15 protein-coding genes are annotated in these 18,939 nt (G+C 73.1%); 5 read left to right on the top strand and 10 right to left on the bottom strand.

Annotated features, from left to right (window positions below):
* The first annotated feature begins 92 nt into the window (after positions 1 to 92).
* From IO30_RS0111510 to IO30_RS0111500, 3 genes are all read left to right on the top strand, one after another.
* Positions 93 to 965: a PP2C family protein-serine/threonine phosphatase gene (locus IO30_RS0111510; RefSeq protein ID WP_051859632.1), complete on the top strand. Its 873-nt coding sequence runs from the start codon at positions 93 to 95 to the stop codon at positions 963 to 965.
* 44 nt (positions 966 to 1,009) lie between these two features.
* A complete protein-coding gene (locus IO30_RS0111505; RefSeq protein WP_037893714.1) occupies positions 1,010 to 2,014 on the top strand; it encodes an MASE1 domain-containing protein in 1,005 nt (334 codons plus the stop codon).
* Between the two features lie 306 nt (positions 2,015 to 2,320).
* The gene (locus IO30_RS0111500) at positions 2,321 to 3,535 is read left to right on the top strand and encodes a S8 family peptidase (RefSeq protein ID WP_031141931.1); all 1,215 of its coding nucleotides are present in this window, start codon (positions 2,321 to 2,323) and stop codon (positions 3,533 to 3,535) included.
* 82 nt (positions 3,536 to 3,617) lie between these two features.
* Here IO30_RS0111500 and IO30_RS0111495 read toward each other — a convergent pair whose 3' ends face one another.
* From IO30_RS0111495 to IO30_RS0111475, 5 genes are read right to left on the bottom strand one after another with little or no spacing between them, the layout of a single operon-like run.
* Positions 3,618 to 4,613, bottom strand: coding sequence for an ABC transporter substrate-binding protein (locus tag IO30_RS0111495; RefSeq protein ID WP_051859631.1), 996 nt, complete (start codon positions 4,611 to 4,613; stop codon positions 3,618 to 3,620).
* A gap of 1 nt (position 4,614) precedes the next feature.
* On the bottom strand, positions 4,615 to 6,720 hold the full coding sequence (locus IO30_RS0111490) for an ABC transporter permease subunit (RefSeq protein ID WP_078904651.1): 2,106 nt from the start codon (positions 6,718 to 6,720) through the stop codon (positions 4,615 to 4,617).
* A 46-nt stretch (positions 6,721 to 6,766) separates the two neighbouring features.
* Positions 6,767 to 7,882, bottom strand: coding sequence for a quaternary amine ABC transporter ATP-binding protein (locus IO30_RS0111485; protein WP_051859629.1), 1,116 nt, complete (start codon positions 7,880 to 7,882; stop codon positions 6,767 to 6,769).
* Positions 7,879 to 9,450, bottom strand: coding sequence for a GMC family oxidoreductase (locus IO30_RS0111480; protein WP_031141927.1), 1,572 nt, complete (start codon positions 9,448 to 9,450; stop codon positions 7,879 to 7,881). The genes IO30_RS0111485 and IO30_RS0111480 overlap by 4 nt, the downstream gene beginning before the upstream one ends.
* A 15-nt stretch (positions 9,451 to 9,465) precedes the next feature.
* The gene (locus IO30_RS0111475; RefSeq protein ID WP_031141926.1) at positions 9,466 to 10,950 is read right to left on the bottom strand and encodes an aldehyde dehydrogenase family protein; all 1,485 of its coding nucleotides are present in this window, start codon (positions 10,948 to 10,950) and stop codon (positions 9,466 to 9,468) included.
* A 202-nt stretch (positions 10,951 to 11,152) separates the two neighbouring features.
* Here IO30_RS0111475 and IO30_RS0111470 point away from each other — a divergent pair, with 202 nt between their 5' ends.
* Together IO30_RS0111470 and IO30_RS0111465 are read left to right on the top strand one after the other, a co-directional pair.
* On the top strand, positions 11,153 to 11,890 hold the full coding sequence (locus tag IO30_RS0111470; RefSeq protein WP_031141925.1) for an IclR family transcriptional regulator: 738 nt from the start codon (positions 11,153 to 11,155) through the stop codon (positions 11,888 to 11,890).
* A gap of 92 nt (positions 11,891 to 11,982) precedes the next feature.
* The gene (locus IO30_RS0111465) at positions 11,983 to 12,309 is read left to right on the top strand and encodes a putative quinol monooxygenase (protein ID WP_031141924.1); all 327 of its coding nucleotides are present in this window, start codon (positions 11,983 to 11,985) and stop codon (positions 12,307 to 12,309) included.
* Positions 12,310 to 12,322: 13 nt separating this feature from the next.
* Here the strand turns inward: IO30_RS0111465 and IO30_RS0111460 are convergent, their stop codons facing one another.
* From IO30_RS0111460 to IO30_RS0111440, 5 genes are all read right to left on the bottom strand, one after another.
* Positions 12,323 to 13,945, bottom strand: coding sequence for an AMP-binding protein (locus IO30_RS0111460; RefSeq protein ID WP_031141923.1), 1,623 nt, complete (start codon positions 13,943 to 13,945; stop codon positions 12,323 to 12,325).
* A gap of 131 nt (positions 13,946 to 14,076) precedes the next feature.
* Positions 14,077 to 14,829 (bottom strand): class I SAM-dependent methyltransferase, encoded by a 753-nt coding sequence (locus tag IO30_RS0111455; RefSeq protein ID WP_031141922.1) that lies wholly within the window; start codon positions 14,827 to 14,829, stop codon positions 14,077 to 14,079.
* Between the two features lie 8 nt (positions 14,830 to 14,837).
* Positions 14,838 to 16,040, bottom strand: a complete 1,203-nt coding sequence (locus IO30_RS0111450; protein WP_031141920.1) for an aminotransferase class V-fold PLP-dependent enzyme — start codon at positions 16,038 to 16,040, stop codon at positions 14,838 to 14,840.
* A gap of 1 nt (position 16,041) precedes the next feature.
* Positions 16,042 to 17,367 (bottom strand): pyridoxal-phosphate dependent enzyme, encoded by a 1,326-nt coding sequence (locus tag IO30_RS0111445; RefSeq protein ID WP_031141918.1) that lies wholly within the window; start codon positions 17,365 to 17,367, stop codon positions 16,042 to 16,044.
* Positions 17,364 to 18,833: a type III PLP-dependent enzyme domain-containing protein gene (locus IO30_RS0111440; RefSeq protein WP_031141916.1), complete on the bottom strand. Its 1,470-nt coding sequence runs from the start codon at positions 18,831 to 18,833 to the stop codon at positions 17,364 to 17,366. Before IO30_RS0111440 ends, IO30_RS0111445 begins: the two co-directional genes overlap by 4 nt.
* Between the last annotated feature and the right edge of the window lie 106 nt (positions 18,834 to 18,939).

The raw sequence follows: 18,939 nt of genomic DNA, 5'->3' as shown, positions 1-18,939 counted from the left end.
ATGTGATCCACGGGCGGCGGAAATATGATGAACGGGGTTCTTGAGCCAGGGCCTGGAAGCCGGCGTACGTCGACAGCATCTCGGAGCGGTCCATGACCCCCCATCGGTCCACGCGGGCGGCGAGCGCCGACGACCTGCTGGCCCGGCTCGGGCGGCTCACGGCGCAGGCCAAGGAGGGCGCCGAGCTCCATCAGGCCCGGGTGGAGCTCGCCGAAGCCCTCCAGCGGGAGATCCTGCCCGCCTCCCTGCCCAGCGTGCCGGGACTGCGCACCGCAGCCCGGTACGCCCCCGCCCGCCACGGACTGAGCGTGGGCGGCGACTGGTACGACGGCTTCCTGCTGCCCGAGGGTGCGCTGGGCTTCTCCATCGGCGACGTGGAGGGCCACGACGTCGAGGCCGCGGCCTTCATGGGGCAGGTGCGGATCGCCGTACGGGCCGTGGCCGCGGCCGCGGCCGACCCCGGCGAGGTCCTGAGCCGGGCCAATGACCTGCTGCTCTCGGTGGACTGCGACCTCTTCGCGACCTGCACCTTCCTCTGCTTCGACCCCGTGACCTGGGAGATCCAGAGCGCCCGCGCCGGGCACGTGCCGGCGGTCTGGGCCACGCAGGACGGCCGGTACGGGGTCGTGGAGGACGAAGGGGGCCCGCCGCTGGGCATGCTGCCCGGCGCGTCCTATCCCGTGACCCGCCGCAGCCTCGGCCAGGCCGGTTCCTTCGTCCTGGTCACCGACGGGGTGGTGGAGGGGCCGTCCTTCCCCATCGAGGCCGGGCTCGCACGGGTCGCCGACGTGGTCAGGGCCGCCGCCGGGTCGGACCCGGGGGAGCTGGCCGCCGAGGTGATGAAGGTCGCCGACTCCACCGGCCACGCGGACGACGCCGCGGTGCTCGTCCTCAGCCACGAAGGGGCCCCGGGCCGCCAGGACACCTTCCGGGGGACCGGCGGGGCGGACGCCGCCGGCCCGTAGGGCGTGTCACACGCCGCCGGAGGGGCCGGTTCCTGTCTGATGAAGTGATGCGCACCGAGGGCTTCCGACGTCTGTGCCTGGCTGTGCTCCGGATCCTCGCCGTGGCCGGCGCCTACTACGCGGGCGGACAGATCGGCCTGCTCCAGCAGGTGGTGATCGACGGAGCTGTCATCACCCCCCTGTGGCCGCCCACGGGCATCGCCCTCGCCTGCCTGCTCTGGCTGGGGCTGCGGGTCTGGCCGGGGATCGCCCTCGGCACCTACCTCGTGATCCAGACGCTCGGCCCGTTCGAACCCGTCGGCCTCGGCATCATGGTGGGCAACACCCTGGCCCCCGTGTGCGCCTACCTGATGCTGCGCCGCGTCGGCTTCCGGGTCGGGCTGGACCGGCTCCGGGACGGTCTGGCCCTGGTCTTCCTGGGCGGCCTGGTGCCGATGCTGATCAGCGCCACGGTCGGGGCCGGGCTGCTGCTGCTCACCGGCAGCATGCCGGCGAGCGGGTTCTGGACCGCGTGGTGGACCTGGTGGGCCGGCGACGCCATGGGCGTGCTCGTGGTGACCCCGCTCCTCCTCGTCCTGCGCAGGGCCCGCATCCCCCGGGACGCCGACACCTACCGGTGGGCCGAGGCGGCCGCCCTGGCGGTGACGGCCGTGGCCGTCACGCTGCTGGCCACCAGGAGCGAACTCGCCCTGCTCTTCCTGGTCTTCCCGGTCCTCATCTGGGCGGCCCTGCGGTTCCAGCTGGCGGGGAGCGCGCCCTGCATGCTGCTGGTGTCCGTGCTGGCGAACGCTTCGGCCGACGCCCTCGCCGGCCCGTTCGCGCACCACACCACGACCGAGAGCATGGTCAACCTCCAGGCCCTCAACGGCAGTGCGGCCCTGACCTCCCTGCTGCTGTCGGCGCTCGTCACGGAGCAGATCAACATCCGGATGCGGATCGAACAGGCCTGCCAGGACCTCGCCGAGGTGGTGGACCAGCTCACCTCGGCCCGCACGACGCACCGCTGGCCCCCGGAGGTACCCCCGGGCGGCGGCCCCGCCGACGCCTGAACCCCTGTCACCGACCCCCGCCGCAACTGCGGACGGGGGTCTTCCGCGTGCCCGACTTCGCTCACGCACACGAGAAGTGCCCTAGTTGTGCAGAAGATTCGAAGAGTGTGCCCGTTCCGAGGAGCGGATGGGGAGGTCCCCTTAAGAAACCTTGTTGAATAACGCGCAGAGGTCTGGGCGACCTTGAAACGCTCCCGCGAATCGGTCAGGGTTTCGAACCAACCCCCGGAGATTTTGCAGCTCTTGGAGGTCAGCGCGACAGCGCTTCTTGACGCCCCACACGTCAACGCGAGGAGTACTTCCTTCATGTCAACTCACAGGCACGCCTCCACCCGGTCCCGGAAAGTCCGGCTCCTGGCCGTGCTCACAGGCGCTGCGACCGTAGCCGGCGCCGGCATCCTGTTCTCACCCTTCGCCGGTGCGACCACTCCGGCCGAGGGGACGGTGTTCGGACTGGGCGCGCCCGGCGCCCTCAGCGGCAGCTACATCGTCATGCTCGACAAGGACGCGGACAAGCAGGCGCTCGCCAAGAAGTACGGTGGCGAACTGCGGCGCGAGTACAGCTCCGCGGTCAACGGCTTCTCCGCGTCCGGGCTCTCGGAGACGGACGCCAAGCGGCTGGCCGCCGACCCCAAGGTCGGCAAGGTCGTCCAGAACAAGAAGTTCTCCCTCAGCACCACCCAGCCGAACCCGCCCTCCTGGGGGCTGGACCGCATCGACCAGACGGCGACGCCCGGCGACAAGAAGTACACCTACCCCGACGCGGGCGGCGAGGGCGTGACGGCCTACGTCATCGACACCGGTGTCCGCATCACCCACAAGGACTTCGAGGGCCGGGCCCAGCACGGCTTCGACGCCGTGGACAACGACCAGAGCGCGGACGACGGCAACGGCCACGGCACGCACGTCGCCGGCACCATAGCGGGCCAGGCCCACGGGGTGGCCAAGAAGGCCAAGGTCGTCGCCGTCCGCGTGCTCGACGACAACGGCTCGGGCACCACCGAACAGGTGGTCGCGGGCATCGACTGGGTGACCCAGAACCACAGCGGGCCCTCGGTCGCCAACATGAGCCTCGGCGGCGGAGCCGACGAAGCGCTCGACGAGGCGGTGCGCAGGGCCGTCAGCGGCGGCGTCACCTTCGCCGTCGCCGCGGGCAACGAGTCGAGCGACGCGGGACAGGGCTCGCCCTCGCGGGTCCAGGAAGCCATCACGGTGGCCTCCAGCGCGGCGGACGACTCCCAGTCCTCCTTCTCCAACTTCGGCTCGGTCGTGGACCTCTACGCGCCCGGCTCGGACATCACCTCGGCCTGGAACGACAGCGACACGGGCACGAAGACCATCTCGGGCACGTCCATGGCCACCCCGCACGTGGTCGGAGCGGCGGCGCTCTACCTGGCCGCCCACAAGGACGCGTCACCGGCGCAGGTCGCCCAGGCCCTGACCACCGGGGCCACCGCGGGCAAGATCACCAACCCCAGCGCGGGAACCCCCAACAAGCTGCTGAAGGTGTCCGCCGAGTAGCGGACGCACCCGAACGGGCCGGGGCCGCCGCACCCTCCAAGGGTGCGGCGGCCCCGGCCCGTTCGTGGCTGCGGCGGACCCGTCAGCGCAGCCAGGGCTCCCACACCTCGCGGTTGGACTCCACCCACTTCTTCGCCGCCTGCTCCGGTGACAGCTTCTGCTCGGCGATCATCAGGGACACCTCGTTCTGCTCCGCGGTGTCCCAGCGGAAGGCCTTGAGGAAGTCGGCCGCCTTCCCGCCCGACTGCGCGAAGCGGGCGTTGAGGAACTTGCGCAGCGGCGTGTGCGGATAGGCGCAGGCCACCGCCTCCGGCTCGGCGTCGCAGCCCTCCTTGTACTCCGGGAGCTGCACCTCCGTCATCGGGACCCGCTCGAACAGCCACTGCGGCTTGTACCAGTAGGTCAGGAAGGGCTTGCGCTCCTTCGCGAACTGCTTGATCTGGGTGATCTGCGCAGCCTCGGACCCGGCGAAGACCACCTCGAAGTCCAGCCCCAGGTTCTTCACCAGCGCCTTGTCGTTCGTGACGTAGGAAGGGGACCCGTCCAGCAGCTGGCCCTTGCCCCGGCTCTCCGGAGTGCGCAGCTGGTCCGCGTACTTGTCGAGGTTCTTCCAGTCGGTGACGTCGGGATGGGCCTCGGCGAAGTACGTGGGGACGAACCAGCCGATGTGGCCCGTCACGCCCAGCTCGCCGCCGGGCGCGATCGTCTTCTTGCCCTCGACGTACCGCTTCTCCTGCTCCGGGTGACCCCAGTCCTCCAGGATCGCGTCGACGCGGCCCTGGCTGAGCGCGTCCCACGCGGGGACCTCGTCGACCTGGACGGTGTCCACGCGGTAGCCGAGCTCGTGCTCCAGCAGGTAGGCGGCGACGGCGGTGTTCGACTGGGCGCCGACCCAGGACTGCACGGAGAGCGTGACGGTCTTCGCGTCCTCGGCCGCCGCGTACGGGGACGCCTGGCGGGTCATGTCGGCCGCGCCGCAGCCGGTGAGCACGGCGAGGCAGCCCACGGCCGCGGTCAGGGCGGTCAGTGCGGTACGGGTACGGCGGCGCGGGCTGCGCCCCTGGTGCCGGTCCGGCATCTCAGGCCTCCTTCGCGGGCTGGGTGACGCGGTCGAGCACCAGGCCCAGGCAGACGATCGCGGCGCCCGCCACCAGACCGGTGGCCAGGTCGCCCTGGGCGAGGCCGAGGACGACCTCGTAGCCGAGCGCACCTCCGCCCACCAGGCCGCCGATGATGACGACGGCCAGGACCAGGACCACCGCCTGGTTGACGGCCAGCAGCAACGCGGGCCGGGCCAGCGGAAGCTGGACCTGCCACAGCTGCTGCGAGCGGGTGGCGCCGAGCGAGCGCGCCGACTCCATGGCGGCCGGATTCACCTGGCTCAGACCCTGGACGGTGATGCGGACGACGGCGGGCAGCGCGTACACGACGGCGGCCGCCGCGGCGGGCGCCCGTCCGACGCCGAACAGCGCCACCACCGGGATGAGGTAGACGAACTGCGGCATGGTCTGGCAGACGTCGAGCACCGGCCGCAGCAACCGCTGGGCGCGGGCGCTGCGGGCGGCGGCGACGGCGGTCGCGAAGCCCAGCACCAGGGTGACGGCGACGGCGGCGAGCACCTGCGAGAGGGTGTCCAGCGAGGGCTCCCAGACACCGAGGACGCCGATGGCGGCCATGGCGAGGACCGCGGTCAGCGCGGTGCGCCAGGTGCCGGCGAGCAGGCCCAGTGCGGCGACCAGCAGCAGCACCAGCCACCAGGGCATGGCCTGGAGTCCGGTGCGCAGCGGGTCGAGGACCCAGCCGGTGAAGCCGGCCGCCCAGTCCGCGGTGCCGCCGACCAGCGGGACGCCGGAGTAGAGGTGGTCGGTCATCCAGCCGACCACGCGGTTGACCGGTTCCGCGACCGGCACGGTCCAGGTGTCGGGCCACAGGGAGGTGCCCGCCATCCGGCCCGCGACCGCGACGGCGACCGCGGCGAGGACCGTGAGCAGGCGCCCGTACCAGCCCGCGAACACCCGGCGCAGCAGGTGCCGTTCGGCCAGCGGGGGCGGATCGGCTGCAAGTCGCCGGCCCGCCGCGTCGGCGGTGCGGTCCAGCACCACGGCGAGCAGCACGATGGGGACGCCCGCGGCGAGCGCGGCCCCCACGTCGACGGAGGCGAGGGCCTGGTAGACCCGGTCACCGAGGCCGCCCGCACCGATCACGGAGGCGATGACCGCCATCGACAGCGCCATCATCACGGCCTGGTTGACACCGAGCAGGAGCCGCGGAAGGGCCAACGGCAGCCGCGCGGTCAGCAGCCGCTGCCGCCCGGTCGCGCCGAGGGAGTCCGCGGCCTCCAGCACCCCGGCGTCGGCCTCGCGCAGGCCGAGGGCGGTGAGGCGGGCCATCGGCGGGGCGGCGTACACCACGGTGGCGAGGACGGCGGCGGGTACGCCGATGCCGAAGACCAGCACCATCGGCAGCAGGTACGCGAAGGCGGGCAGCACCTGCATGGTGTCCAGCACCGGGCGCAGCGCGCGGCCCGTGCGCGGCGAGAGCCCGGCGGCCAGACCGAGCAGGGCGCCGACCACCACGGAGGCGGCGACGGCCACGGCCATCAGGGCGAGGGTCTGCATCGTCGGCACCCACATGCCGAGCAGTCCGCAGGCGGCGAACGCGGCGACGCAGGTCAGGGCCAGCCGGACGCCCGCGAGGCGCCAGGCGACCAGACCCGCCAGCGCGGTGACTCCGGTCCAGCCCGCGGCGAGCAGGACCACGTACACCGCGCGGACGGACACCACCACGACGTTGCTGACGTGGCCGAAGAAGTAGAGGAAGAGCGGGTGGCCGTCGCGGTTGTCGACGATCCAGTCGCCGGCCCGGCCGAGGGGCCCGGACAGGTCGACGTCCAGGGCGGCGGGCCAGCTGCCCGCGCCGGGGAAGAGCACCGCGAGCGGCAGCAGGACCAGGGCGGCCACCGCGAGCGGCAGCAGAGCGCGGCCGGCCCGGCGCGGGCTCAGGCCCCGCAGCCGTCCGGTCCGAGCCCCGGTCGCCCCGGTCGCACCGGTCGCCCCGGTCGCGCCGGTCGCGCTACGAGCGGCGCGTGAGCCCCCGGCCGGCCGTTCCGCGGTCTTGGACAGGGACGTCCGGGCGGACCGCCCGGGCTCGCCCGGCTCCCGTACGGACGGGGTGGTCGTGGTCATCTGCACCACCGCCCCGGGCCGGGCACGCGGACACGCGTACGGTCACTCATGCCGCCACCTCCCCGGCGTGCGCGCCGGGCAGACCGGCCACCACGGCGAGCAGCGCCGCGTCGTCGACCACGCCCAGGCACCTGCCGCCGTCGACGACCCGGGCCGGCTCGCCGCTGCGGGCGACCGCCTCGATGGCCTGGGCCACGGTGGAGCCGGGGGAGAGCGCGGGACCGCGGTCGGCCTCGCCGGGGGCCGCCGGACGCATCGCGCCGCGCACCGTGAGCACCTGCTCGCGCGGCACGTCGCGGACGAAGTCCCGTACGTAGTCGTCGGCGGGCGAGCCCACGATCTGCTCGGGGGTGCCGAGCTGGACGATCCGGCCGTCGCGCATCAGGGCGATCCGGTCACCCAGCCGCAGGGCCTCGTTCAGGTCGTGGGTGATGAAGACCATGGTGCGGCCCTCCTCGTGGTGGAGCCGGGCCACCTCCTCCTGCATCTCGCGACGGATCAGCGGGTCGAGCGCGCTGAACGGCTCGTCGAACAGGAGCACTTCAGGGTCGGCGGCGAGGGCGCGGGCGAGCCCCACGCGCTGCTGCTGACCGCCGGAGAGCTGTCCGGGCCTGCGGTCCTCCAGGCCCTCCAGGCCGACCTTCGCCACCATCTCGGCGGCCTTGGCGCGCCGGTCCGTGCGGCTCATGCCCTGGATCTCCAGGCCGTAGGCCACGTTGTCGAGCACGCTGCGGTGCGGCAGCAGGCCGAAGTGCTGGAAGACCATGGCGGCGCGGTGGCGGCGCAGGGAGCGCAGCCGGGCCGCGTCCATCGCGAGGACGTCCTCCCCGTCGATGGACAGGGACCCGGCCGTGGGCTCGATCAGCCGGGTCAGGCAGCGCACCAGCGTCGACTTGCCGGAGCCGGAGAGGCCCATGACGACGAAGACCTCGCCCTTGCGGACGTCGAAGCCGACGTCGCGGACGGCCGCGGTGCAGCCGGTGCGCTCGCGCAGTTCGGCGGCGGGCAGGTCGGCGTGCGCCGAGCCCGGTACCTTCGCGGCCGCGGCCTTCGGGCCGAAGACCTTCCACAGGCCCCTGACCGAGAAGACGGGGGAGTCGTCGGACGCGGGAGAAGCAGTACGGCCGGGGCCGGCGCTCGTGCCGGTATGCGGGGCGTTCACCGGGTCTCACCCGCCAGCAGCTCGGCGGCCTTCTCGCCGACCATCAGCACGCCGATCATGGGATTGACCGCGGGCATCGTCGGGAAGACCGAGGCGTCGGCGATCCGGAGGCCGTCGAGCCCGCGGACCCTGAGGTCCGGGCCCACGACGGCGCTCTCGTCGTCGGGGGCGCCCATCTTGCAGGTCCCGGCGGGGTGGTAGACGGTGTGGGCCACCGAACGGGCGTACGCGCTCAGCTCCTCGTCACCGGTGACCTCGGGACCCGGGCAGACCTCGCGCCGCAGCCAGCCGGCCAGCGGCTCGGTCGCGGCGATCTCGCGGGCCAGCTTGATGCCGTCCACCAGGGTCCGGCCGTCGTAGTCCTCCTCGTCCGTGAAGTAGCGGAAGTCGAGGGCGGGCTTGACCTCCGGGTCCGCACTGGTGAGGTAAAGACGGCCGCGGCTGCGCGGCTTGGGGATGTTGGGGGTCATCGAGACGCCGTGCGCGGGGCGTTCGTAGCCCAGCCGCTCCGGGTTGTCGGTGAAGGGGATCTGGTAGAAGTGGAACATCAGGTCCGGCCCGGGGGAGTCCGGGTCGCGCCGCACGAACAGACCCGCGTCGCTGTCCATCGCCGAGTTCTCGGGGATCGGGCCGTCGGTCTCCCAGACGATCACCGACTCCGGGTGGTCCAGCAGGTTCTCGCCCACACCGGGCAGGTCGTGGACGGGCGGTATGCCCAGGGCCTCCAGGTCCGCGCGCGGACCGATGCCGGAGTGCAGCAGCAGCCGCGGGGTGTCGACGGCGCCCGCGCACACCAGCACCTCGCGGCGCGCGGTGACCAGCGACCGGGTGCCGTCCTTGGCCTTGACGTGCACACCGCGGGCGCGGGTGCCCTCCAGTTCCAGGCGGCACGCCCAGGTCTCCAGCAGCAGGTGCAGGTTGGGGCGCTCGTCCATGACCGGGTGGAGGTACGCCACCGAGGCGGAGGACCGCTTGTTGGTCTCGGGGTGGTAGGCGAGGTCGAAGAAGCCGACGCCCTCGTGGAACGGCTTCTGGTTGAAGCCCTCGATGCGGGGCACGCCCAGGGCGCCCTGCGCGGCCTCGACGAAGTCGGAGGCGATGGCGTTGCGGTCCGCCTCGGCGACCGGCACGACGTTGTTCAGCAGCCGGTCGAAGTACGGCTCCATGGCGGCCGCGTGCCAGCCCTCGGCGCCCGCCCGCGACCACTCGTCCCAGTCGGAGGGCAGCGGCTTGAAGGAGATGAGGGTGTTGTGCGAGGAGCAGCCACCGAGCACGCGGGCCCGGCTGTGCCGGATGTGGGAGTTGCCGCGGGGCTGTTCGGTGGTGGGGTAGTCGTAGTCGAGCTCCCCGCCGAGCAGGCCCATCCAGCGGCGCAGGGTCAGCACGTCGGGGCGGTCGACGTCGCTCGGTCCGCCCTCGATGACGGCGACGGTGACGTCCGGGTCCTCGGTGAGGCGCGAGGCGATCACCGATCCGGCGGTGCCGCCGCCGACGACGACGTAGTCGTACTCCTGCTCGTGTCCCTGTCCGGGCGCGTGATCGTGGTGCTGCGTGGTGTCCGTGGTCATCTCTCTCATGCCCTTTCAGCCAGCGAACCAGCGCACGGGGCGCGGAGCGAGGTTCTGGTAGACGTGCTTGGTCTCGCGGTACTCGGCGAGGCCCGCCGGGCCGAGCTCGCGCCCGGTCCCGGACCTGCCGAAGCCGCCCCACTCCGCCTGCGGCAGGTAGGGGTGGAAGTCGTTGATCCAGACGGTGCCGTGGCGCAGCCGTCCGGCCACCCGTGCGGCGCGGCCCTGGTCCGTCGTCCACACGCCGCCGGCCAGCCCGTACTCGGTGTCGTTGGCCAGGGCGACGGCCTCGGCCTCGGTGCGGAAGGTCTCGACGGTCAGGACCGGCCCGAAGACCTCCTCCCGTACGACCCGCATCCCGCGGTGGCAGCGGTCGAGGACGGTCGGCCGGTAGAAGTAGCCCGGCACCTCGGGCCGTTCGCCCCCGGAGCGCAGGACGGCGCCCTCCTCCAGCGCGGAGGCGACGTACGCCTCGGTCCGCGCGAGCTGGGCGGCCGAGACCAGCGGCCCGCACTCCACGCCCGGGTCGGTGCCGCGGCCGAGGCGGATACGCTCCGCGCGGCGGGCGAGTTCGGTGACGAAGCGCTCGCTGACCGATTCCTCGATGATCAGCCGCGAACCCGCCGAGCACACCTGGCCGCTGTGCATGAAGGCGGCGTTGAGGGCCTGGTCGACGGCGGTGTCGAAGCCCGCCTCGGTGGCGCAGGCGTCGGCGAAGACGACGTTGGGGTTCTTCCCGCCGAGTTCCAGCGCCACCTTCTTGACGGTGTCGGCGGCCGCGCGCATGACCTTCGTCCCGCTGGTGAAGCCGCCGGTGAAGGAGACCAGGTCGACGTCGGGGTGCTCGGCGAGGCGGGCGCCGACCGGATCGCCGGCGCCGGTCACCAGATTGGCCACCCCGGCCGGCAGCCCCGCCTCCGCCAGCAGCCCGATCAGGGCCGCCGTGGTCAGCGGGGTGAGCTCGCTGGGCTTGATCACGAAGGTGTTGCCCGCAGCCAGGGCCGGAGCGATCTTCCAGCTGGCCTGGAGCAGCGGATAGTTCCACGGGGTGATCAGGGCGCACACCCCGACGGGCTCGTGGACGACCACGCTGTGGATCTCGGAGGACCCGGCGTCCACGACCCGGCCCGCCCCCTCGGCGACGACCAGGTCGGCGAAGTAGCGGAAGGCGTCGCTGACGCAGTCCACGTCCACCCGGCCCTCTTCGAGGGTCTTGCCCGCGTCCCGGCTCTCCAGGAGCCCGATGCGTTCGCGGTCGCGCTGGAGCAGGTCCGCCGTGCGGCGCAGCAGCGCGGCGCGCTCGGCGACCGGCGTACGCGGCCACTCGCCGCCGTCGAAGGCGGCCCGGGCGGCGCCGACGGCCGCGTCGGCGTCCGCCGTCCCGCCCTCGGCGACCACGGCGAGCACCTGCGCGTCCGCTGGGTCCAGGACCTCCCTGACCGCGCCCGAGACGGCGGACCGCCAGGTTCCGGCGATGTGAATGGTCTTCTGTTCCGACACGACGCGCTGTACCTCCGGTTCCGGCACCGCGGTGGACCCGCGGTGGTGTTGCAAGCACCGCGCGTGCCCCGGGCTCCGGCAGTCATGTCCCATCCGTCACTCGAAGTGACGGGTGTCACGTTCCGCAGGCTGCCGCGGAGGGCCCCGGCACGCCCCGTAGGCTCGGAGGTCCGTCGTACCGTCCGCCCCGGGGGAAGCCGTCATGCCGCAGAGCGGTCCGCAGTCCGTCGACCGCGCGCTGGCGGTCCTCGACGCCGTGGCCGAGGCGCCCGGCCCGGTCAGCGCGAAGGCCCTGGCCCGGCAGACCGGGTGCTCGCTGTCCACGGCGTACCACCTGCTGGGCCCGCTCACCGAGCGCGGCTACCTGCTGCGCACGGCACGCGGGTACGTGCCCGGGCCCCGCATCCCGCGGCTGCACCGGGGCTACCTGCGCCATCTGGAGCCCGCCGCCCCCATGACCGAGCTGCTGGCCCGGCTGCGCCGGGCCACCGGGGCCGAGGCGTACTACACCGCCTACCGGGGCGGGCTGATCACCGTCGTCGACACCACCGCTCCGGTCACCGACACCGCCCACCCCTTCGCCCCGGGGCGCGAGACCCGCGCGCACGCCACCGCGCACGGCAAGGCCCTGCTGGCGGAGCTGCCCCGGCCGGTGCGGCGGCGCTATCTCGCCGAGCACGGGATGGCCCGCCTGACCTCTTCGACCATCGTCAGCGCGGACGCCCTGGAGGCGGAGCTGGCCCGGGTGCGCGGGCAGGGCTACGCGGTCTCCCTCGGGGAGGCCGATCCCGCGTACACCTGCGTGGCCGTGCCGCTGCCGGGGCCGCCCGAGGGGGACGCGGTGCACGCCCTGTCGGTGTCGCTGCCGACCGAGGAGTTCCGCCGCCGTCCGGCGCAGATCCGCGACGCGCTGGAGCGGGCCGCGGCCCTGCTTCCCTGACCCGGCGGCCCGCGGCCGCCGGGTTTCCGGCCCTGCCGGAATCCGGCCACGCCCCGGGTGCGGCCCCGGTCCCCTCCTGAGAGGCTGAACCCATGATCTTCATCGCAGTCAGGTTCGACGTCCGCCCGGAGCACAGCGACAACTGGCTCGCGCTCGTCGACGACTTCACCCGAGCCACCCGCAACGAGCCGGGCAACCTCTTCTACGACTGGTCGCGCAGCGTCGACGACCCGAACAAGTACACCCTGCTGGAGGCCTTCGTCGACGCCGACGCGGGCGCTCTGCATGTCGCGTCCGAGCACTTCAAGGCCGGCATGGAGACCCTGGCGGGAGCCATCGCCTCGACCCCGGAGATCATCAACGTCGAGGTGCCCGGCCAGGGCTGGAGCGCCATGGCCGAGCTGTCCCCGCGTCCCTGACCGTCACGCACCGTCACAGGCCGAGCAGCCGCGCCGCCTCCTCGCGCATCTCGACCTTGCGGATCTTCCCGGTGACGGTCATCGGGAACTCCTCCACGACGTGGACGTAGCGCGGGATCTTGAAGTGGGCCAGCCGTCCGTCGCAGTACGCACGGACGGCGGCCGCCGTCAGCGGCTCGGCGCCCTCGCGCATCCGGACCCACGCCATCAGCTCCTCCCCGTACTTCGGGTCGGGGACGCCGATGACCTGCACGTCCAGGACGTCGGGGTGGGCGTGCAGGAACTCCTCGATCTCCCGCGGGTAGAGGTTCTCCCCGCCGCGGATCACCATGTCCTTGATGCGGCCCGTGATGCTCAGGTAGCCCTCGTCGTCCATCACCGCGAGGTCGCCGGTGTGCATCCAGCGCGCCGCGTCCACCGCCTCGGCGGTCCGCTCCGGTTCGGCCCAGTAGCCGAGCATGACGGAGTAGCCGCGGGTGCACAGTTCCCCCGGTTCCCCCCGGGGCACGGTCCGCCCGGACTGCGGGTCCACCACCTTCACCTCCAGGTGCGGTCCCACGCGGCCCACCGTCGAGACCCGGCGCTCCACCGAGTCGTCCGCGCGGGTCTGCGTCGACACCGGGGAGGTCTCCGTCATCCCGTAACAGATGGAGACCTCGGCCATGCCCATCCGGTCGATGACCTCCTTCATCACCTCGACCGGACAGGGCGAGCCCGCCATGATCCCCGTCCGCAGGCTGGACAGGTCGTACCCGTCGAACCCGGGGTCCGCCAGCTCGGCGATGAACATGGTGGGCACGCCGTAGAGCGAGGTGCAGGACTCCGCCTCGACCGCCGCCAGGGTGGCCGCCGGATCGAAGGAGGGCGCGGGGATCACCATGGCCGCGCCGTGACTGGTGCAGGCGAGGTTGCCCATCACCATGCCGAAGCAGTGGTAGAAGGGCACCGGGATGCACACCCGGTCCAGCTCGGTGTAGTGGCACAGCTCGCCCACGAAATAGCCGTTGTTGAGGATGTTGTGGTGGGACAGGGTGGCGCCCTTGGGGAAGCCGGTGGTGCCCGAGGTGTACTGGATGTTGATGGGGTCGTCCGGGCTCAGGGCGGCCTGCGCCCGGGCGAGGTCGGCCGGGTCGCCGCGCCGGCCCCGCTCCAGCAGGGAGGACCAGAGCGGACCCTCCAGGAGCGCGACGAACTCCAGCTCCGGACAGTCCGGCCGCACCTCCTCGATCATCGCCGCGTAGTCGGAGCGCTTGAAGCGCTCCGCGGCGACGAGCATGCGCATTCCCGACTGCCGCAGTACGTAGGCCAGTTCGTGCGAGCGATAGGCGGGGTTCACGGTGACGAGCACCGCCCCGATCCGGGCAGTGGCGTACTGCACGAGCGTCCACTCGGCGCGGTTGGGGGCCCAGATGCCGACCCGGTCCCCCTTGACGATGCCGAGGCCGAGCAGGCCGAGCGCGAGGGCGTCGACGTCCGCCGCCAGCTCCTCGTACGTCCAGCGGCGTCCGGCGGCCCGGTCGATCAGGGCGTCGTGCCGGGGGAACCTGCGGACGGTGCGGTCCAGGTTCTCCCCGATCGTGTCGCCCAGCAGCGGCACTTCGCAGACCCCGGACGCATAGCTCGACGCGGCAGACACACGTGACTCCTGGGTTCGGTGGCGGGCGCGGGGCCGTGACCCGGCGGGCCGGCGGTTCCTCGTGATCACCGCCGTCCGTACCCAGGGCTACCCCGCGAGCCGTCCGCCAACCGGGGGAGCGGCGCCGCCGCTCAGCGCACGGCGACCACCACGTGGCTGTGGCCGTACTGCCAGACGGTGCCGACCTGCCCGAAACCGGCCTCGCGCAACAGGGCGAGGTGGCCCGCCAGGGTCAGGTCGTTGCCCTCGCACTGCGGATGCCGGTGCGGCGCGCAGCGGGCGAGCCGCGGGGCCAGCTCCGGGTCCGCGGCCGCCTGGGACCACCACGACTCCCAGTCCTCGGCGGTGTCCAGGTGGGGCCGTGAGCGGCGCAGCCCGATGTGCAGCGCGAGCCGGGAGAGCGCCGGGGCGTCCGGGCTGATGTGGTCGCCGTTGACGAGGACGCCGCCGGGCCGCAGCCGCGCCGCCAGCTCCCCGTAGACCCGGCGCAGCGCGGCTTCGCCCAGGTAGTGCAGGGCCGTCGCCGACACGGCCGCGTCCACGGGGCGGTCCAGGCCGAGCGAGTCCAGCCAGCCGGGCCCGCCGATCACCGCCTCGACGTGGCGCAGGACCGGCCCGTAGTAGGAGGCGCCCAGTTCCAGCAGCAGGGGATCGGCGTCCACGGCCAGGACCTCGGCGGCCGGCATCCGGGCGGCCAGCCGGGCGGCCAGCGCCCCCGGTCCGCTGCCCAGGTCGAGCACCAGCGGGGCCGGCTGACCGGCCGTCACGTGCTCGACCACGTCGGCCATGACCGTGAACCGCTCCTCCCGGTCGACCGCGTACCGCTCCTGCTGGTTCTCCCAGCGCTCCACCCAGTGCGCCGCCGTCGCCGTACTCATACCCATAATGGAAATCATTGCAGACTGGCGAGGACGGAGAGCAACTCCTCCACCTCCTCCGGTGTGTTGTGCACGTGCAGGCTCACCCGCACCGACCCCTCCCGGTCCTCCGCGCCCGCCTGGCAGTGACCGTCGGACCGCACCATGAAACCGCGGCTGAACAGGACGAACCCGAGGTCCTGCGCATCGATCCCGCGATGGCGGAACGTCACGATGCTGCTCCGCCGCTGCACCGCGGACGCGGCCGGCAGACTGGAACGGCAGCCGAGGACCTCGTACGCGGGCATCCGGTGCAGGCCCTCGGTCAGCCGGGCCGTCAGCGCCACGGTCCAGCGCTCGATGCGTCCGGTCCCCGCGCCGTCCAGCCAGTCGAGGGCCGCCGCCAGCGAGACGATCCCGACCGTGTTCGGCGTGCCGCTCCAGCCGCCCGGCCGGAAGGCGGGCCCGCGCTGCTGCCGGGCCCAGACCGCGCCCGTCCCGGGCAGCGCCATCGCCTTGTGGCCGGAGAAGACCACGAAGTCCACGTCGAGATCGGCCACGGACACCGGCAGGTGGCCGACGCTCTGCGCGGCGTCCAGGCAGATCGGCACGTCCGGCCCGACCACCCGGCGGATGCGGTGCACGTTCATGTCGACCCCGAACACGTGGTGCACGTGGGTGGCCGCGACGAAGCGGGTGCGCGGTCCCGTGATCCGGCCGAGCACCCGCGGGTCGTAGTCGCCGGAGCCCGCCTGGCGCGGCAGCTCCCGCACCCGCACGCGGACCCCCTGACGGGCCAGCAGGTCCCGCGCCTCCAGCCACGGCGACAGGTTCGCCTGATGGTCGGCGAACGGGACGACGATCTCGTCCCCGTCGTTCAGCAGGTCCGCCAGCCAGTCCCGCGCGAGGGTGCGCAGCCCCTCCGTGGTCCCGCTGGTGAAGTGCACCTGCGACCGCTCCGGCCGCGGATCGCCGAGGAACTCCTTCACCCGCTCACGGGCGCCCTCCACCAGCGCGGTCGTGGTGTTGGCCCAGGGGTAGGAGCCCCGGCCCGCGTTCGCGTTCGAGCGCGTGAGGTAGTCCTGCACGGCGTCCAGCACGGCCTGCGGCTTCTGCGCGGTGGCCGCGCTGTCCAGGTACGCCAGGGAAGGGTGGCCGTGCACGATCGGGAACTGCGCGCGCAGTCCGCGCTGCCAGGACGCCAGCTCCGCGAGGTCCCCCGCATGGTCCGCCGCCACGTCAGTCACGCACCAGAGGCGCCCCGGCGTCCCGCCAGGCCACGATGCCGCCCGCGAGACTGCGTACGTCGTGATGCCCCATCCGCGTCAGCAGGGCCGCGTACCGGGCGGACTTCTCGCCGACCGGGCAGGCCAGCAGCACCGGCTGCCGCCTGCCGAAGGGCATGCCGCCCCGCAGGAGTTCGTCGAAGAGCTCGTCCACGATGTTCACCGAACCCTCGATGTGCAGCGCGGCGTACGCGAACGGGCCGCGCAGGTCGACCACCAGCGGACGGCTCTCCTCCAGCCACTTGCGCGCGTCGGCGACCTCGATCACGGAAGCCGAAGCGACCTCCGCCTCGGTGAGCGCGGCCACCGAGTTGCGCACCGCGGGCCCGCCCAGCAGCTCCGGGCGGCGCCGGCGCACGTAGCCGAGATAGCTCTCCACCCGGTCGCAGACGATGAAGACCGCGGTCCTGCGCCCCGGTCCGCCGCTCTCGCGGTCCAGCGGCCGCAGGTGGCGCACGGCCCCGGAGTACGCCGCCCCGCCCGTCGGCCCGGCGAGCAGCCCGCAGCGGCGCAGCAGCGTCAGCATGCCGTCGAGGGCCTCGTCCGCGCTCACCGGCTCGATCGCGTCGTAGGTGGCCGGGTCGAAGATGCCGACCTCCTGGACCTCGTCGATGGTGCGGATGCCGGGGATGAAGTCGGACTTCTCCCCGACCAGACCGACGACCCGCACGGCCGGGTCGTGGGCGCGCAGCGCCGAGGCCACCCCCGTCGAGGAACCGGCGGTGCCCACGCAGGCGATGAACCAGTCCGGTGCCCGCCCGTCCAGATCGGCCACGATCTCCGGACCGGTACCCGTCGCGTGCGCCGCGGTGTTGAGGGCGTTGAAGTACTGGTCCGTGTGGAGGTGCGCGCCGCCCGTACGGCCGAGCTGCTGGTGGAAGAGGGTCAGCGGATCCTCGGTGTCGGTGGGGTCCAGGCACTCGCTGCGGCCCGGGAGTTCCTCGATCTCGGCGCCCAGCAGCAGGAGCAGGTCCTTGATCTCGGGGACGCGCATGCGGTTGGTGACGCTCTTGAACGGCAGCCCGTGCATCCCGGCGATCAGGGCCAGGGCCTTGGCGGTGTTGCCGCTGGACAGTTCGACGACCGTCTCGCCGCGCTCCCCGGCCCCGGGCAGGCGGCCGCGGACCATGTTCCAGGCGGCCCGGTCCTTCAGCGACCCGAAGGGGTTGAGCATCTCCAGCTTGGCGTACAGGTCGATGTGCCGCAGTCCGTGCACGGCCGGATCGATGCGGACCAGCGGGGTGTTGCCGATGGCGTCGGTGATGTTCTCGTACCTCATGCGTACCGTCCCCCCGAACGTGTGACCGGCCAGTACTCCTCGTCGAGGCACCAGCGCCAGGTGCCGTCCACCTCCTCCACGGCCACCTTGCGCGCCGTGGGCTGCCGCTGCGCCCCGGTGGCGGTGAAGTCCATGCAGTACCCGGCGGTGTTGGCGAAGGCCAGCAGGTCGCCGGGATCCGGCAGCGCGGGCAGGAACACCGTCCGGCGGGTGATCAGGTCGGCCTCCAGGCAGAGGTTGCCCAGGAGGTGCACGCCGACCGGGCCGCCCGGACCGGGCGGGGTGCTCCCGCGGCGCAGGAGCACCGGATCCACCAGGACGCCGTGGTCCTCCAGGCCTACGTCCCCCGCGTTCAGCGCCAGACGCACGAGGTGCGGTCCGCCCTCCGCGTCGGGCCGTACCTCCAGCACCCGGCCGAGGGTGACCCCGCACTGGTCCGTCAGGGCCCGGCCCGGTTCCGCGTACAGGTCGCACAGGCTCTCCAGGAGCAGCGTGCCCAGCGGTCGCCCGAGGGTGGGCGCGGGCAGGGAGAGCAGCTCGTCGAGGTAGCCGGGCCCGGCGAGGGGGCGGTGCGCGGGGTACAGCCCCAGCGCCCCCTTGACGGTGCCGTTCTCCACGCGCAGCCCGTACGCGTGGCCTCCCCAGGTCAGCGGGGGCCGCCGCCCCGTCACGGCGCGGGTGAGCTCGGTGGTGTAGCGCTCCCACTGGGCTGCGTGGGCCAGGTAGTTGACGCCGAAGCCGCCCCCGACGTCGACGACGTGCGGCTGGAACCCGCGGAGCCGTAACTCCTCGACGGCCCGCAGGCATCCCTCCAGGGCCGCCGCCTTCTCGTCCAGGCTCGTGGTGTCCAGGTGGTAGCCGACCCCGACCGGTTCCAGCGCGTCCCGGTGGCGTCCGAGCACGTCGAGCAGGGCGTCCAGGTCCTTGACGGAGGTCCCGAAGCGGCTGCGCCGCGACAGCACCCGCACGCCGGAGACCTCGAAGCCCGACAGCCGCAGCAGCACCCGCAGCCGCGGCAGCCCGTACGCGCCGACGAGGGCGGCGGCGGCCTCCAGTTCCCCGGCCCCGTCGGCATTGACCGTCGCCCCGCAGCGCGCGGCGAGCCACAGGAACTCGGGGTCCTTCGGACCGGTCACCATGATCCGGTCACCGGTGAACCCCGAGGCCAGCGCGTGCTGCAACTCGCCGAGCGAGGCGGCGTCGAGGGCGGCGCCCGTGGCGCAGAGCCGCCGCACCAGGGCGCTGGAGCGGTTGGCCTTGTGGGCGAAGTAGATCCGGCCGCCGAGCCGCCGGCGTCCGAGGACGGAGTGGAACTCCGCCGCGTTCTGCGCGAACTGCTCCGGCAGGACCAGGTTCAGGGGCGATCCGAGCCCGTCCACGAGGGCGTGCGGCAAGCCGGACGTGTCCAGCAGGGACGCCAGACGTGGTGCCAGCCGTGGTTCCAGGTACAGAGGTGCGTCGCTCATCCCAGCTGTTCCTCCCCGACGAGGAATACGTACCGGTTTCGGCAAAACGGCCGTACGACCGTAACCCTCACCGGGCCCTTTGCACCCCGGCCGGACGCCGGAGGGA

The organism is Streptomyces xanthophaeus, assembly GCF_000725805.1.
Lineage (GTDB): Bacteria > Actinomycetota > Actinomycetes > Streptomycetales > Streptomycetaceae > Streptomyces > Streptomyces xanthophaeus.
The sequence above is the reverse complement of the archived record's forward strand: the minus strand, read 5'-3'. Positions and strand labels throughout refer to the sequence as shown.